Below are 14,986 nucleotides of genomic sequence, written 5' to 3'. Positions count from 1 at the left end.
CCCAGCGGCCTCGGGGCGGCAACCGCTGGAGCTTGTTCTCTTCCTAGGCTTTCCGCAGCGCGGTCGCGCAGTGTGAATACTCGCGCACCATCCGCTTTCCGCAGTCCTTGAGTATCCGATAGATGTCGCGCAGCGCGAGTTCCGTGTGCGTCATGTTGCTCAAGCCGAATGCCACGGTCACGAGGTCGTAATGCCCGCTGGGAAACGGCAGTTGCTCGGCGTCGCACACCACCGTGGGCAACACGATACCGTGGTCGAGCAGCCGATCGCGGCCCTCGCGCAACATGGCAAGGTTGATGTCGGTGTGCACGACCATGCCACCAGGCCGCACCCGTGGTGCGATCGCCAGGCCCAGATCACCCGTGCCACCCGCAATATCCAGCACCCGCTGCCCGGGCTGCGGATTGGCCACCATGACCGCATAGGCCTTCCAACAGCGGTGCAAGCCGGCGGACATGAGGTCGTTCATCAGGTCGTAGCGCGGTGCCACCGAGTCGAACACGGCGCGTACGCGCCGTGCCTTCTCGTGTTCATCAACGGTCTGGAAGCCAAAATGCGTTTGCGTCATGGCGCCATGGTACGCCAAAGACGCGGGGTCAGCAGCGCCATTCAGTGGCGGCTGCACCCCGCCGTGGCCGGGGCGGGCATCGGTGTGTCGCGGTCCACGCCGGCTTCGGCCAGGCGGCGCTCGTAATCGGCCCACAGCTCGGCCTGCTGGCTGCCCAGAAAGTACAGGTACTCCCAGGTGTAGATGCCGCTGTCGTGCCCGTCGGAAAAGGTGGGCTGCACGGCATAGTGACCGACCGGCTCAAGCGCGACGATCTCGACATGGCGCTTGCCGGTCTGCAGCACCGCCTGGCCCGGACCGTGCCCCTGCACCTCGGCCGAGGGGGAATAGACGCGCATCAGCTCAAACGGGATGCGAAAGCGCGCACCGTCGTCAAAGGCGATCTCCAGCATGCGCGAGGCGCCATGCACGGTCAGCTCGGTGGGGTGAGGATGGGACGCGGAGGTCATCGCGGATTCTCCTTTGGGGACGGGGTGGACAGCGCATCCAGCGCCTCGACGACGGCAGCGTCGCACACAGGCAGTTGCTGGCGCAGCGCAGCCAGCCGCAGCGCGTCGTCATCGCGCTGCGCCGGGGCCCACACCGGTGCGGGATAGCGGCTGTCCCAGCCGAAGCGCGCGATCACATGCCAGTGCAGATGCGGCACCGCGTTGCCCAGGCTTGCCAGATTGACTTTGGTCGGTGTGAGCGTCGCACGCAATGCACGCTCCACCGCCGTGACGAGCGCCATCGCGCAGGCTTGTTCGGGCGCGGAAAGGTCGCTCCACTCGGCCACATGCGCGGCGGCAATCACGCGGTACCATGCCGGCGCGGCGGCCACCTCGCCGCCCGATGCGCGCACCACGCGCCAGCCCTGCCCGCTCCACAGCAGCAGGCCGCCGTCGTCACGGCACAACGCGCAATCGGTCACACCAGCACCCGCTCGATGCCGCCCGCATTGGCGCGCGCCACATAGTCCGGCAGCCAGTTCTCGCCCAGCACCTGGCGCGCGATCTCAACGACGATGTAGTCCGCCTCCAGCAGCCCGTTGCTCAGGTCTTCGCCGTAGCGGCTCAGGCCCTGCAGACAGCTCGGGCAGGAGGTCAGGATCTTGGTGCGGCCCGCCGTGGTCTGTGCCCCGGTGCGCTGCGCCAACTCGGCCAACTGGCGCTCATTCTTGCGCAGCTCTTGCTCCTTGCGGAAGCGAATCTGCGTCGATATGTCGGGCCGTGTGACGCCCAGGGTACCGGATTCGCCGCAGCAGCGGTCACTGGCCACCACCGTCTCGCCAACCAACGCCTTGACGGTCTTCATCGGATCCTGCAGTTTCATCGGGCTGTGGCAGGGGTCGTGATAGAGGTAGGCCCCCTTGCCCTCGAGTTTGACGCCCTTTTCCAGCAGATATTCGTGGATGTCGATGATGCGGCAGCCGGGAAAGATTTTGTCAAACTCGTAGCCCTGCAACTGGTCGTAACATGTGCCGCAGCTCACCACCACGGTCTTGATGTCGAGGTAATTCAGCGTGTTGGCCACACGGTGAAACAGCACGCGGTTGTCGGTGATGATCTTGTCGGCCTTATCGAACTGACCGCTGCCGCGCTGCGGATAGCCACAGCACAAATAGCCCGGCGGCAGCACGGTTTGCACACCCACATGCCACAGCATGGCCTGGGTGGCCAAGCCGACTTGACTAAACAGCCGTTCCGAGCCGCAGCCGGGGAAATAAAAAACCGCCTCCGCGTCTGCGCTGGTGCGCTGAGGATCGCGGATGATGGGAACATAGTCTTTGTCCTCGATGTCCAGCAGCGCACGCGCCGTTTTCTTCGGCAAGCCCCCGGGCATTTTTTTGTTGATGAAGTGGATCACCTGCTCTTTGATGGGGGCAGCCCCCACCGTCGCCGGGGGCGCGTCAGTCTGCTTCTTGGCCAGGCCCTTGAGCAGATCGTTCGCCAGGCGTTGCGCCTTGAAGCCCACATCGACCATGGCCGAGCGCATCAACTTGATGGTTTCGGGGCGAGTGGCATTGAGGAAGGCCATCGCCAGCGCGTTGCCCGGGCGGAAAGATTTCTGCCCCATTTTGCGCAGCAGGTTGCGCATGGCCATCGACACATCGCCAAAGTCGATTTTGACCGGACACGGGCTTTCGCACTTGTGGCACAGCGTGCAGTGATCGGCCACGTCTTCGAACTCCTCCCAGTGCTGCACACTGATGCCACGGCGCGTCTGCTCTTCGTACAGAAAAGCCTCGATCAACAAGCTGGTCGCCAGGATTTTGTTGCGGGGGCTGTAGAGCAAATTGGCACGCGGCACATGCGTGGCACACAACGGCTTGCATTTGCCGCAGCGCAGGCAGTCCTTGATGCTGTCGGCAATGGCGCCGATGTCGCTTTGCTGCATGATGAGCGACTCGTAGCCCATGAGGCCAAAGCTGGGGGTGTAAGCCTGGCTGAGGTCGGCGGCGTGCACATCGGGCCCCAGCGCCGCGCTGTCGCGCAACAGTTTGCCGCGGTTGAAGCGCCCCTGCGGGTCCACGCGGCGTTTGTAGTCGGCAAAGGGGGCGATTTCGTCGTCGCTGAGATACTCCAGCTTGGTGATGCCGATGCCGTGCTCGCCCGAGATCACTCCGCCGAGACTGCGCGCCAGCGCCATGATGCGGCCCACCGCCTCGTGTGCGGTCTGCAGCATCGCATAGTCGTCGCTGTTGACCGGGATGTTGGTGTGCACATTGCCATCCCCGGCATGCATGTGCAGCGCGACCCACACCCGACCTTTGAGCACACGGCGATGGATGGCCTCGCACTCGGCCAGCACCGGCGCGAACACAGCGCCGGTGAACAGATCGCGCAGCCGCTGGCGGATCTGCGTCTTCCAACTCGCGCGCCAGGTGTGGTCTTGCAACTGTTCGAAGACGGTACGCCCACCCTCGGGCACCACGGTATCCAAGCCGTCGCACCATGTCTGCCACTGGCGGCGCACATCCCGAATCAGGCTCAGCGCCTGCGCAGTGCGCTCGGCCAGCCATTCGGGGCTCGGCATGTCATTGGGGTCTTCGGCCTTGCCCAGTGGCAGCGTCCCGCGGGCAAAAAAAGCCTCCAGCTCGTCGCACAAGCGGATTTTGTTGCGCAGGCTCAGCTCGATATTGATGCGCTCGATGCCCAGCGTGTACTCGCCCATGCGCTCCAGCGGGATCACCACATCCTCGTTGATCTTGAAGGCGTTGGTGTGTCGGCTGATGGCTGCCGTGCGCTTGCGATCGGCCCAGAATTTTTTGCGCGCCTCGGGGCTGACGGCCGTAAAGCCTTCGCCCGAGCGGGCGTTGGCCAGCCGCACCACTTCGCTGGCGGCGCGGGCCACGGCGTCCGGGTCGTCGCCGACGATGTCGCCGATGAGCACCATCTTCGGCAGGGTGCCGCGCTTGCTCTTGGTGGTGTAGCCGACTGCCTTCAGGTAACGGTCATCCAGGTGCTCCAGCCCGGCCAGCAGCGTGCCCGTGCGCTTTTGCTCGGCGAACATGAAGTCCTTGATCTCGACGATGGCGGGCACGGCGTCTTTGGGGTTACCAAAGAACTCCAGGCACACCGTGCGCGTGTGCGCCGGCATGCGATGCACCACCCAACGCGCGCTGGTGATGATGCCGTCGCAGCCCTCCTTCTGCACGCCGGGCAGGCCGCTCAAAAATTTGTCGGTGACGTCCTTGCCCAGACCGGCCTTGCGAAAGCGCGCGCCGGGGATGTCCAGCCGCTCGGTGCGCAGCGGGGTCTTGCCGTCGGCAGCAAAGTAGCGCAGCTCGAAACGGGCCACCTCGGCGTCGTGGATCTTGCCCAGGTTGTGGCCGATGCGGTGCACCTCCAGCCACTCGGCATCAGGGGTCACCATGCGCCAGCTCGCCAGGTTGTCCAGCGCCGTACCCCACAGCACCGCCTTTTTGCCTCCGGCGTTCATCGCGATGTTGCCGCCGATGCACGACGCATCGGCCGACGTCGGATCGACCGCAAAGACGAAACCTGCGCGCTCGGCCGCATCGGCCACGCGCTGGGTGACCACGCCGGCTTCGGTCCAGATGGTCGGCACAGGCTGATCCAGACCCGGCAGACGCACATGCTCGACCTCGGTCATGGCCTCCAGTTTCTCGGTGTTGATGACCGCGCTCTTCCACGTCAGGGGCACCGCGCCGCCGGTGTAGCCAGTGCCGCCGCCACGGGGAATAATGGTCAGGCCCAACTCGATGCAGCCCTGCACCAGTCCAGCCATCTCGGCTTCGGTATCCGGCGTCAGGACCACGAAGGGGTACTCGACGCGCCAATCGGTTGCGTCGGTGACATGGCTGACGCGGCTTAAGCCATCAAACTTGATATTGTCCTTGTGGGTGTGGCGACGCAACACCTTGACCACGCGCTGGCGCAGGGCCGCCATGTCATCAAAGGCCTGGGCAAAGGCCCGCACTGCGCCCCGCGCATGGTCCAGCAATTCGCCAACCAGGGCGTCGCGCTGGGCGTCTTCCTGCGGGCGGCGGCGCTTTTCGATCTCACCCAGCCGGTGAAGGAGCGCCTCGATCAATGCGGCGCGGCGCTTGGGATTGGCCAATAGATCGTCTTGCAGGTAGGGATTGCGCTGCACCACCCAGATGTCGCCCAATACCTCATAGAGCATGCGGGCGGAGCGGCCGGTGGCACGCTCGCGGCGCAGCTGCTCTAGCAGCGCCCATGCGCGCGCGCCCAGCAGCCGCAGAACGATCTCTCGATCCGAAAACGAGGTGTAGTTGTACGGAATCTCGCGCAAGCGCGGGGTGTGAGGCTCGGCATCGAGCAGGGCGTGAAGGGGCGTCGGAGCGTTCATGGACGGAATCGGCTGGCGAACCGCGCGCCGGCTGGGATCGCTGAGCAGGCCCGGTGGCCGACACGGGAGCGGGATGTTACCGCAGCGCAGCACAGCACCACTCGCATCAGGGTCGGCAGCCCCCGATACCCGTGGGATCATCGGCCTGCCGTGCTGTCGCGCCAGGCGGCCACCAAGCCCATCACTGCCACCAGGGCGGCATAGGTGGCCATGCGGCCATCGCGCCCCGACAGCACCAGGCCTGCGATCAGCACGGTGGAGCCGCACACCCCCAGCCACACCCCGTGCCTGAGGCCGGCACGCCAGCGCCCACGGGCGCTACCGCGCCACGCCAGCAGCAGCGCCAGCCCTACCGCTAAGCCCCAGGCCGGCAGCAAGAGGTTGAGCAGATGAAATAACAGGGTCAGGGCATCCACAGACCCAAAATTTTATAATCCGCAATCATGGCAGTCTGGGCGCTCGGCATCAACCACCAGACGGCTCCGCTTGATGTGCGGGGCCGGTTTGCCTTCTCGCTCGACCAGTTGCCCGAGGCGCTGCGGCGGTTTCGCGCAACGGTGGCGCGCCAGCCCGAAGCCGTGCTGTTGTCTACCTGCAATCGCACCGAGCTGTACTGCGCTGCCGACGAGCCGCTGATCGAGCCCGCTGCACATTGGTTGGCGCAGTCAGCGGGCGTGCCCACCGAGACGTTGATGCAGCATGCTTACGTGTTACGCGAAGATGCAGCGGCCCGGCACGCGTTCCGCGTTGCCAGCGGGCTAGACAGCATGGTGTTGGGCGAAGCCCAGATCCTAGGTCAACTCAAGGATGCGGTGCGCATCGCAGACCAAGTCGGTGCACTCGGCGCCACGCTGCATCAGCTTTTCCAGCGTTCTTTTGCGGTCGCCAAGCAGGTGCGCAGCAGCACCGACATCGGGGCGCACTCCATCAGCATGGCGGCTGCGGCGGTGCGGCTGGCCGGACAGCTGTTCGAAGATCTGCGCGACATCCGCATTCTCTTCGTCGGCGCGGGCGAGATGATCGAGCTGGTCGCCACACACTTCTTCGCGCGCCAGCCGCGCGCCATGGCGATCGCCAACCGGACGCTGGAGCGCGGCGAGAAGTTGGCCGCCCGGTTTGGGGCCGAAGTCATGCGCCTGTCCGAGTTGCCGACGCGGCTGCACGAGTTCGACGCCGTGGTGAGCTGCACCGCCAGCACCCTGCCGTTGATCGGGCTGGGCATGGTGGAAAGCGCCCTCAAGCGCCGGCGCCACCGCCCCATCTTCATGGTCGATCTGGCCGTGCCGCGCGATATCGAGGTCGAGGTCAAGGGCCTGGACGATGTGTACCTCTACACGGTGGACGATTTGGCTGCGGTCGTGCAGGCAGGCAAAGACCACCGGCAGGCCGCCGTCGCCCAGGCCGAGGCCATCATCGACGCTGGCGTGCAGAGTTTCACGGACTGGCTGCGCCAGCGCGATCCGAACGCGGGCGTGGTCGCGCTGATCCGCGATCTGCAGGCGCAGACCGACGCCTGGCGCGCGGCCGAAATCGCCCGTGCGCGGCGTCTGTTAGCCCGTGGCGAGGATGTGGACACCGTGCTGGAGGCGCTCTCGCGCGGACTGACGCAAAAAATGCTGCACGGTGCATTGGCCGAGTTGCACAGCGGCGACGAAGCCAGCCGACGCCACACGGCCGAGGTGGTGTCGCGGCTTTTCCTGCGCGGACGCCTCGACGCACCGGCGGGCCGCGCGGGCGCCGCAGGCGGACCCGCCGCACGCCCATGAAACCTTTCGTTCGCGACACACTCGAGCGCCTGCGCCTGCGCCTGCACGAGCTGGACGCCCAACTGGCGGCGCCGGATGCGACCAACGACCTGGAGCGCTTTCGCGCCCTCACGCGCGAACACGCCGAGACGGACGCCATCGTCGAGCCCTATCGGCGCTACCTGCGGCGCGAGGCCGACCGCGACAGCGCCCGGCAGCTCGTGGCCGAGGCTCAGCTCAGCGGCGACACCGCCCTGGCCGCGCTGGCCGCGGAAGAGCAAGCCGCTGCGCAGGCCGAACTCGATGCCCTGAGCGCGCAACTGCAAACCCTGCTGCTGCCGCGCGATCCCAACGATGAGCGCAACGCCTTCGTCGAAATCCGCGCTGGCACCGGTGGCGAGGAGGCGGCCTTGTTCGCGGCCGAACTGGCGCGCATGTACACCCGCGACGCCGAGCGCCAGGGCTGGCGCGCCGAGGTCATCAGCGAATCCCCCAGCGAACTGGGGGGCTGCAAGGAGGTCGTGCTGCGCATCGTCGGTCGGGGCGCCTACGGGCGGCTGCGCTTCGAATCCGGTGGACACCGGGTGCAGCGCATACCGGTCACCGAGTCACAGGGGCGCATCCACACCAGCGCCTGCACCGTGGTTGTGCTGCCTGAGCCCGACGAAGCACAGGCGATCCAGATCAACCCCGCCGAATTGCGCATCGATACCTTCCGCGCCAGTGGGGCGGGGGGCCAGCATGTCAACAAAACCGACTCGGCCGTGCGCATCACCCACCTGCCGACGGGCTTGGTGGCCGAGTGCCAGGATGACCGCAGCCAGCACCGCAACAAAGCCCGTGCGCTGCAGGTGCTGCTGGCGCGGCTGCAAGAGCGCGAACGTCAGGAGCGCGAGAACCGCGAGGCCGCCACGCGCAAGGGCCTGATCGGCAGCGGCGACCGCAGCGACCGCATCCGCACCTACAATTTTCCCCAAGGTCGGGTCACGGATCACCGCATCCACCTGACGCTGTATCAGTTGCCTGCTGTGCTCGAGGGGAATCTGGACGATCTGATCCGGGGACTGCAGCTCGCGCACGGCGCCGAGCTGATGGCCGAGATGGAAGCCCGCTCCTCTGGCGCCCCCTGACCCGCCCGCACCCCAACCGGACCATGGATACGCCACCGAGCCTGCGCGAGGCGCTGCGTGCGGCCCAGTCCCAAGGCATGGATCGGCTGGACGCCCAGTGGCTGCTGCTGTATACGCTGAGGCGGCCATTGCAAGACCGGGCCTGGCTGCTGGCCCACGACGACACCCAACTGACACCAGAGCTCGCCGCGCGCTACGCCACCCTATGCCAGCGCAGAGTCGACGGAGAGCCATTGGCCTACCTGACCGGAGAGCGCGGCTTTTATGGTCTGACCCTGCAGGTGGACGCGCGCGTGCTCGACCCCCGCCCCGACACCGAAACCCTGGTGGACTGGGCGCTGGAGGTGTTGCCCGCGCAGGTGGGTGTTGCGGTGATCGATTTGGGCACGGGCAGCGGTGCGATTGCGCTGGCCCTTCAGCACGCCCGGCCGGATGCGACCGTTTGGGGACTGGACCACAGCGCGGACGCCCTGACCGTGGCTGCGGCCAATGGGCGGCGGCTGGGGTTGCCTGTGCGTTGGCTGCAGGGCCACTGGTGGTCTGACTGGCGGCCCTGGCCGGGGCAGACCGATGCCGCCGGCACAGCCGATGCTCCGCCTTGGCCGGTGCATTTTGGCCTGATCGTCGCCAACCCGCCCTACCTGCGCGCCGACGATCCGCATTTAGACGCTCTGCGCCATGAGCCGATGGGTGCGCTGGTCGGCGGAGCAGACGGGCTGGATGACCTGCGCGCCATCATCGCAGGCGCGCCCGAGCGACTGATGCCCGGTGGCTGGCTACTGCTGGAGCATGGCTGGGACCAAGGCGAAGCCGTCGCCGCGCTGCTGCAGCACAGGGGTTTTGCGGCCATCGAGCACAGGCGCGACCTGGGCGGCCAATGCCGATGCACCGGCGGCCGTTGGCCCGGGTGATACTGCCTGCCGTGTGGGCATCGCCACCGGTGCGCTGCGGCATCGGCCAACTGGCGATAATCGCTCACACCACACCACTTCACTCGCATGGATCCATGAGCGACGTACAGCAACGCATCGACCAACTGGTCAAATCGCACGACGTCGTGCTGTTCATGAAAGGCACGGCAAGCTTTCCGATGTGTGGCTTTTCTGGCCGCGCGGTGCAGATCCTCAAGGCCTGTGGCGTCGATCCCAAGCGGCTCGTCACGGTCAATGTGCTGGAGGACCCTGAAATTCGCCAAGGCATCAAGGAATACAGCAACTGGCCGACCATTCCGCAGCTCTATGTGCGCGGTGAGTTCGTCGGCGGCTCGGACATCATGATGGAGATGTATGAGTCCGGGGAACTGCAACAGCTCCTTGGAGCATCCAACTCCTAGGGTCGCGCCAACGGCGCGGATGCGCATCCGGGATTGCCCCGGTTGGGATGTTGGCACGATCCGTGCTTGAATGACCGCAGGAATGGTCGTCAAAGGAGAGTGTCATGGAACACAGTCCCGTTCCCGCCAGCCCGCCTGCCCGGGGTTTGCCGATCGCGCGGGTGCGCGATGTCTTCAGCCCCGAGGATGTCGAGCAGCGCCTGCGACGGCTCAAGGCCCAGGGCCAGGAACGCGAACAGGCAACGCTGTGTCAAACCTACGAGCGCATGCTCGAGCGCGGCCCGCAGCGCTTCGCCGTCAAGCCCTCCGGCGTGCCCGACCTCGAACCGCTGTATGAGCAGTTGCCCAATTTTCATGCCGTGCTCGACGATGTGCGGCGGCATGTGGCCCTGGCGCAGGAAAGCAGCGACAGCCTGGAGATCACCCCTTTGCTGTTGCTGGGGCCGCCCGGCGTGGGCAAAACCCACTTTGCCCAGCAGCTGGCCGAACTGCTGGCCACCAGCATGACCCTGGTGCCCATGAGCTCGATGACCGCCGGCTGGCTGTTGTCGGGCGCCTCGTCGCAGTGGAAAGGTGCCAAGCCCGGTAAGGTGTTCGAAGCCTTGGTGGAAGGCAACTATGCCAACCCGGTGCTGGTGGTGGACGAAATCGACAAAGCCAGCGATGCGCAATACGACCCGCTGGGTGCTCTCTACAGTCTGCTGGAGCCCCAGACGGCGCAGCGCTTCGTGGACGAATTTGCCGAGGTGCCCATCGATGCCAGCCAGGTCATCTGGATTACCACCGCCAACGACGAGCGGGGCATTCCAGACCCGATCCTCAACCGCATGAATGTGTTCGAGATTGCACCCCCGACGCGCGAGCAGGCGCGCGGCATTGCGCGCCTGCTCTACCAGCGGCTGCGCGCCGCGCACGACTGGGGTCGGCTGTTTGAGGAAGAGCCCGCCGACGATGTGCTCGATCAGCTCGCTGGCTTGGCCCCGCGCGAGATGCGGCGCGCCCTCATGACCGGCTTTGGCAATGCCCGGCTGGACCGGCGTGACCGCATCGAGGCGCGGGACCTGCCCGCTGCGTCAGGCACACGGCAGCGCATCGGTTTTTTGCAGTGAGGGTCTGGCTCAGGCCAGACGCCAGCGGCGCTCGGCGGCGAAGACCGCATTCGGATAGGCCGCGCGGCCGCGGCTGCCGTTGTAGCGGCCCAGCGCCAGGAACAGGTCCCCGCGCTCGCGGTCCAGGTAATGGCGCAGGATGACGCAGCCGTAGCGCAGGTTGGTCTGCAGGTGGAACAGCTTGTCCGGATCCCCGTCGCCGATGACCCGGGTCCAAAACGGCATCACCTGCATATACCCGCGCGCCCCGGCGCGGGAGATGGCGTACTTGCGAAAAGCGCTTTCGACTTCGATCAGCCCCAGCACCAGCGCCGTGTCCAACCCGGCGCGTTTGCTCTCATACCAAACGGTCTGCAAAAAATCGAGGCGCGCGCGCAGCTCCGGTTTGCGGTGGCGCAACTGCCAACTCGCCCGGCTCAACCAGCGCAGATAGGCCAGCCGCTCCTCGGTCGTCGAAAACTCCGGCTCCGGCGGGCCGAGCCGCTCGATGGCCGCCCGCAGCGCATGGCGCACGGCGTCCGACAGCGGCTCCTCGATCTGTGCCCCAGCCCAGGCCGGCCCGGCGACCGCCCAGGCGAGGGCTGGCGCAACCCAGCCCGCCAGGCACCCCAGGCAGCGGCGCCGATCCAAAGCAGGCCCGCAGGCCGGTCCCATGATCACTCCACGATGCGCTCGCGCAACCACTCCACGATATGGGCCAGTGGCACGGATGTGGCCGCGGTGTCGCGCCGGTGCTGGTATTCGACCCGACCGTCCTTCAGCCCGCGCTCGCCAAGGGTGACGCGGTGCGGCACGCCAATCAGCTCCCAGTCGGCAAACATGGCGCCGGGCCGCTCGCCGCGGTCGTCCAGGATCACGTCCATGCCCAGCGCCAGCAGGTCGCGGTGCAATTGCTCGGCCGCCTGGGCCACCGACTCGCTGCGGTCCATGCCAATCGGGCAGATCACCACGGTAAACGGCGCGATGGCATCCGGCCAGATGATGCCGCGCTCGTCGTGGTTCTGCTCGATGGCCGCCGCCGGCAGGCGCGTGATGCCAATGCCGTAGCAGCCCATCTCGAACGGCTTGGGCTTGCCGTCCTCGTCAAGGAAGGTGGCGTTCATCGCCCGGCTGTACTTGGTGCCCAGGTAGAACACATGCCCCACCTCGATGCCGCGCTCGATCGCCAGCACGCCTTTGCCATCCGGCGAGGGGTCGCCAGCCACCACGTTGCGCAGATCGGCCACCAGGTCCGGCTCCGGCAAATCACGCCCCCAGTTGACACCGGTCAAGTGGAAGTCCACCTCGTTGGCGCCGCATATCCAGTCGGCCATCACCGCGACCTCGCGGTCGGCCACCACCGTCACCGGCTTGCGCGTGCCGACCGGCCCCAGGTAGCCAGGGCGGCAGCCAAAATGCGCGACGATCTCGGCCTCGGTGGCGAAGCGAAAGCCCTGCGCCAAGCCAGGCAGCTTGCCCACCTTGACCTCGTTCATGTCGTGGTCGCCGCGCAGCAGCAGCAGCCACAGGCGGGTCTGGGCCACGACACCCTGCTCGTCGATCGCATCGGTGGCCAGCACGATGGACTTGACCGTGCGCGCCAGCGGCACGCCGAGCAGTTCGGCCACCTGCGCACAGGTGCTGCGGCCCGGCGTGGGTGCCTTGACCATCGGCTGCGCGGGGGCCGGTCGCGGGCCCTGAGGTGCCAGCGCCTCGGCTTTTTCGATGTTGGCCGCATAGTCGCTGGTGGGGCAGTAGACGATGGCGTCCTCGCCGGTGGCGGCAATCACCTGGAACTCCTCGCTCAGATCGCCGCCGATGGCACCGCTGTCGGCCGCCACCGCACGGTAGCGCAGCCCGAAGCGGTCGAAGATGCGCCGGTAGGCCTGCGCCATGATCTGGTAGCTGCGCTGCGCGCCTTCGGCGTCGCGGTCGAAGCTGTAGGCGTCCTTCATGATGAACTCGCGCCCGCGCATCAGGCCAAAGCGCGGCCGGCGCTCGTCGCGGAACTTGGTCTGGATCTGGTAGAAATTCTTGGGCAGCTGCTTGTAGCTGCGCAGCTCCTGCCGGGCGATGTCGGTGACCACCTCCTCGCTGGTGGGCTGCACCACGAAGTCGCGCTCATGCCGATCTTTGATGCGCAGCAGCTCCGGCCCCATCTTGTCGAAGCGGCCGGTCTCCTGCCACAGCTCGGCGGGCTGGATGATGGGCATGGTCAATTCGATTGCCCCGGCGCGGTTCATCTCTTCGCGCACGATGCGCTCCACCTTCTGGATGACGCGCAGCCCCATGGGCATGTAGGTGTAGATGCCGGCGCCGAGCTTCTTGATCAGGCCAGCGCGCAGCATGAGCCGGTGGCTGATGACCTCGGCGTCGGCCGGGGCTTCCTTGAGGGTGGAGATGAAGAACTGGGAGGCTTTCATGGCAACACAAATCCCGACCTGCGATGCATAATCGAGACAGTTTGAAAAATTGGGGTCGATTATGCTTGACAGAGACGGCTTCAGGCCCAATGTCGGCATCATCCTGCTCAACCAGAAGAACCAGGTGTTCTGGGGCAAGCGCATCCGCACCCACTCTTGGCAGTTCCCGCAAGGCGGCATCGACCGCGGCGAAACCCCGGAACAGGCGATGTACCGGGAACTGCACGAGGAAATCGGTCTGCGCCCCGAACATGTGGTGATCGTCGCCCGAACCCGGGACTGGTTGCGCTACGAGGTGCCAGACCGCTACATCCGCCGCGATGCTCGTGGCCACTACCGGGGGCAAAAGCAGATCTGGTATTTGCTGCGCCTGGTCAGCGGCGACTGGCATCTGAACCTGCGCGCCACGGATCACCCTGAATTCGACGCTTGGCGCTGGAACGATTATTGGGTGCCGCTCGATTTGGTGATCGAGTTCAAGCGCGATGTGTACCAGCGGGCATTGCAAGAGCTCTCGCGCTACCTGCCGCCTCTGGGGCGCGCCGCTGGCGGTCGGGATGGCCGCGATAGCCGCAACCGCTATCTTCGTGGCAGCAACCGGGGCCGTTTGCCCGCTGCGCCGAAGGCGCCAGAGGCGGGGCGGCGATACCGTGCGTTGCCGGCGCATCTGGCCATGCCCACCCATCTGGAGCTGCCCCCCGGAGGCAGCTTCGACCCCCAACCGGCTCCGCCTGACCTGGGCCCCACGGCCGAGGGGGCCGCGCCGCCCCATTCTCCGTCGCGCTGACCCACCATCCCACTCGCATGGCTGGCCTTGCTTTCGCCCATACTCCGTTGCGCTGCCGGCTGCGGCTGGCGGGTCGCTCGCTGCTGGCTGTGCTGTGGCTGGGGGTATGGGCCGCCAGCGCCCATGCCCAGTGGCTGAGCGGCCCCAACCGCGATTGGCGCGAGGCCGAGGTACCGCCGCCACCGCCGTTGCGGCAGGACGGCCTGGTGCCATTTGTGGTGTCGGTCAACAGCCAGTTGCGCTTCGGCGTGGACCCGGCCTCGGTGACGCTCGGCCCGGATGGGGTGATCCGGTATGTGATCGTGGCCCAGAGCGCGAGCGGCACACTCAATGCCTGGTACGAGGGGCTGCGCTGTGCGACCGCGCAGGTCAAGACCTATGCCCACTGGAATCCCGGCCCACCCGGACAGTGGCGCGCCAACCCCAGCGCGCAATGGCGTGACCTGGGGGGCGAGTTTGCCTCCCGCCCAGCCGTGGCTCTGGCGCGCAACGGCTTTTGCGACGGCCCCACCCCCAACGGGCAACCAGCCGACATGCTGCGCGCGCTGCGCGTCGGCCAGCCCGAGCGTTGATCCGGGCCGTATGCCGGAGACACGGTCGCGCGGGCGGCATCAGCGCAAGGTGAGGACCAAGTTGTCGCGGTGGATCATCTCGGGCTCGGCCGCATAGCCGAGCAGCTTGTCGAACTCGGCGGAGGAGCGGCGACAGAGCAGCCGCGCCTCGGCTGCGGCGTAGTTGGCCAGCCCGCGTGCGCTCTCGCGCCCGTCGGGCGCGCGCACCGCGATCACATCGCCGCGTTGAAAGTCACCCTCCACCGCAGTCATACCAATGGGCAACAGGCTCTTGCCTTCGTTGACCAGCTTGTCCATGGCTCCCGCGTCCACCGTGACCGAGCCGCGCAGTTGCAAATGGCTGGTCATCCAGCGCTTGCGGGCCTGCTGCTTGGGGGCGACGGCCACCAGACAGGTGCCAATCGGCTCGCCGCCGATCAGGCGCAGCAGCACATCCGGCTCGCGCCCCCACGCAATCACGGTGGATGCCCCAGACCCGGCCGCGCGCTTGGCCGCCAGGATCTTGGTGATCATACCGCCGGTGCC

15 protein-coding genes are annotated in these 14,986 nt (G+C 66.7%); 7 read left to right on the top strand and 8 right to left on the bottom strand.

Annotated elements, in window-relative coordinates; all coding sequences use genetic code 11:
• Positions 1 to 43 precede the first annotated feature (43 nt).
• The 5 genes from P3W97_RS04690 to P3W97_RS04670 form a co-directional block, all read right to left on the bottom strand.
• A complete protein-coding gene (locus tag P3W97_RS04690; protein WP_300844258.1) occupies positions 44 to 568 on the bottom strand; it encodes a class I SAM-dependent methyltransferase in 525 nt (174 codons plus the stop codon).
• Positions 569 to 609: 41 nt separating this feature from the next.
• The gene (locus P3W97_RS04685) at positions 610 to 1,017 is read right to left on the bottom strand and encodes a DUF971 domain-containing protein (protein ID WP_300844256.1); all 408 of its coding nucleotides are present in this window, start codon (positions 1,015 to 1,017) and stop codon (positions 610 to 612) included.
• The gene (locus P3W97_RS04680; RefSeq protein ID WP_300844254.1) at positions 1,014 to 1,478 is read right to left on the bottom strand and encodes an HIT family protein; all 465 of its coding nucleotides are present in this window, start codon (positions 1,476 to 1,478) and stop codon (positions 1,014 to 1,016) included. The genes P3W97_RS04685 and P3W97_RS04680 overlap by 4 nt, the downstream gene beginning before the upstream one ends.
• Positions 1,475 to 5,383 (bottom strand): FAD/FMN-binding oxidoreductase, encoded by a 3,909-nt coding sequence (locus P3W97_RS04675; protein ID WP_300844252.1) that lies wholly within the window; start codon positions 5,381 to 5,383, stop codon positions 1,475 to 1,477. Before P3W97_RS04675 ends, P3W97_RS04680 begins: the two co-directional genes overlap by 4 nt.
• A gap of 137 nt (positions 5,384 to 5,520) precedes the next feature.
• Positions 5,521 to 5,799: a hypothetical protein gene (locus tag P3W97_RS04670; RefSeq protein WP_300844250.1), complete on the bottom strand. Its 279-nt coding sequence runs from the start codon at positions 5,797 to 5,799 to the stop codon at positions 5,521 to 5,523.
• Positions 5,800 to 5,826: 27 nt separating this feature from the next.
• Here P3W97_RS04670 and hemA point away from each other — a divergent pair, with 27 nt between their 5' ends.
• The 5 genes from hemA (at position 5,827) to P3W97_RS04645 (ending at position 10,700) form a co-directional block, all read left to right on the top strand.
• On the top strand, positions 5,827 to 7,149 hold the full coding sequence (gene hemA, locus P3W97_RS04665) for a glutamyl-tRNA reductase (protein WP_300844249.1): 1,323 nt from the start codon (positions 5,827 to 5,829) through the stop codon (positions 7,147 to 7,149).
• Complete coding sequence (prfA, locus tag P3W97_RS04660; protein ID WP_300844247.1) at positions 7,146 to 8,258, top strand: peptide chain release factor 1; 1,113 nt, start codon at positions 7,146 to 7,148, stop codon at positions 8,256 to 8,258. The genes hemA and prfA overlap by 4 nt, the downstream gene beginning before the upstream one ends.
• Before the next feature lie 23 nt (positions 8,259 to 8,281).
• Positions 8,282 to 9,169 carry a peptide chain release factor N(5)-glutamine methyltransferase gene (prmC, locus tag P3W97_RS04655; protein ID WP_300844245.1) on the top strand — a complete coding sequence of 296 codons (888 nt, stop codon included), beginning with the start codon at positions 8,282 to 8,284 and terminating at the stop codon, positions 9,167 to 9,169.
• Between the two features lie 95 nt (positions 9,170 to 9,264).
• Positions 9,265 to 9,591 (top strand): Grx4 family monothiol glutaredoxin, encoded by a 327-nt coding sequence (gene grxD / locus P3W97_RS04650; protein WP_300844243.1) that lies wholly within the window; start codon positions 9,265 to 9,267, stop codon positions 9,589 to 9,591.
• Between the two features lie 104 nt (positions 9,592 to 9,695).
• The gene (locus P3W97_RS04645) at positions 9,696 to 10,700 is read left to right on the top strand and encodes an AAA family ATPase (RefSeq protein ID WP_300844241.1); all 1,005 of its coding nucleotides are present in this window, start codon (positions 9,696 to 9,698) and stop codon (positions 10,698 to 10,700) included.
• A gap of 9 nt (positions 10,701 to 10,709) precedes the next feature.
• Here P3W97_RS04645 and P3W97_RS04640 read toward each other — a convergent pair whose 3' ends face one another.
• Positions 10,710 to 11,354, bottom strand: a complete 645-nt coding sequence (locus P3W97_RS04640) for a lytic transglycosylase domain-containing protein (protein WP_300844239.1) — start codon at positions 11,352 to 11,354, stop codon at positions 10,710 to 10,712.
• A 2-nt stretch (positions 11,355 to 11,356) separates the two neighbouring features.
• Positions 11,357 to 13,102: a proline--tRNA ligase gene (locus P3W97_RS04635; protein WP_300844237.1), complete on the bottom strand. Its 1,746-nt coding sequence runs from the start codon at positions 13,100 to 13,102 to the stop codon at positions 11,357 to 11,359.
• Between the two features lie 61 nt (positions 13,103 to 13,163).
• Here P3W97_RS04635 and P3W97_RS04630 point away from each other — a divergent pair, with 61 nt between their 5' ends.
• Both P3W97_RS04630 and P3W97_RS04625 read left to right on the top strand, forming a co-directional pair.
• A complete protein-coding gene (locus P3W97_RS04630; protein WP_300844235.1) occupies positions 13,164 to 13,889 on the top strand; it encodes an RNA pyrophosphohydrolase in 726 nt (241 codons plus the stop codon).
• A 17-nt stretch (positions 13,890 to 13,906) separates the two neighbouring features.
• Positions 13,907 to 14,461 (top strand): CNP1-like family protein, encoded by a 555-nt coding sequence (locus P3W97_RS04625; protein ID WP_300844233.1) that lies wholly within the window; start codon positions 13,907 to 13,909, stop codon positions 14,459 to 14,461.
• Positions 14,462 to 14,500: 39 nt separating this feature from the next.
• On the opposite strand, the gene P3W97_RS04620 is transcribed toward P3W97_RS04625, so the two are convergent.
• Positions 14,501 to 14,986 (bottom strand): glutamate 5-kinase (locus P3W97_RS04620; RefSeq protein ID WP_367184591.1); only part of this gene is annotated, 486 nt, incomplete at its 5' end.

It is taken from the genome of Tepidimonas sp. (assembly GCF_029335975.1).
Lineage (GTDB): Bacteria > Pseudomonadota > Gammaproteobacteria > Burkholderiales > Burkholderiaceae_C > Tepidimonas.
The sequence above is the reverse complement of the archived record's forward strand: the minus strand, read 5'-3'. Positions and strand labels throughout refer to the sequence as shown.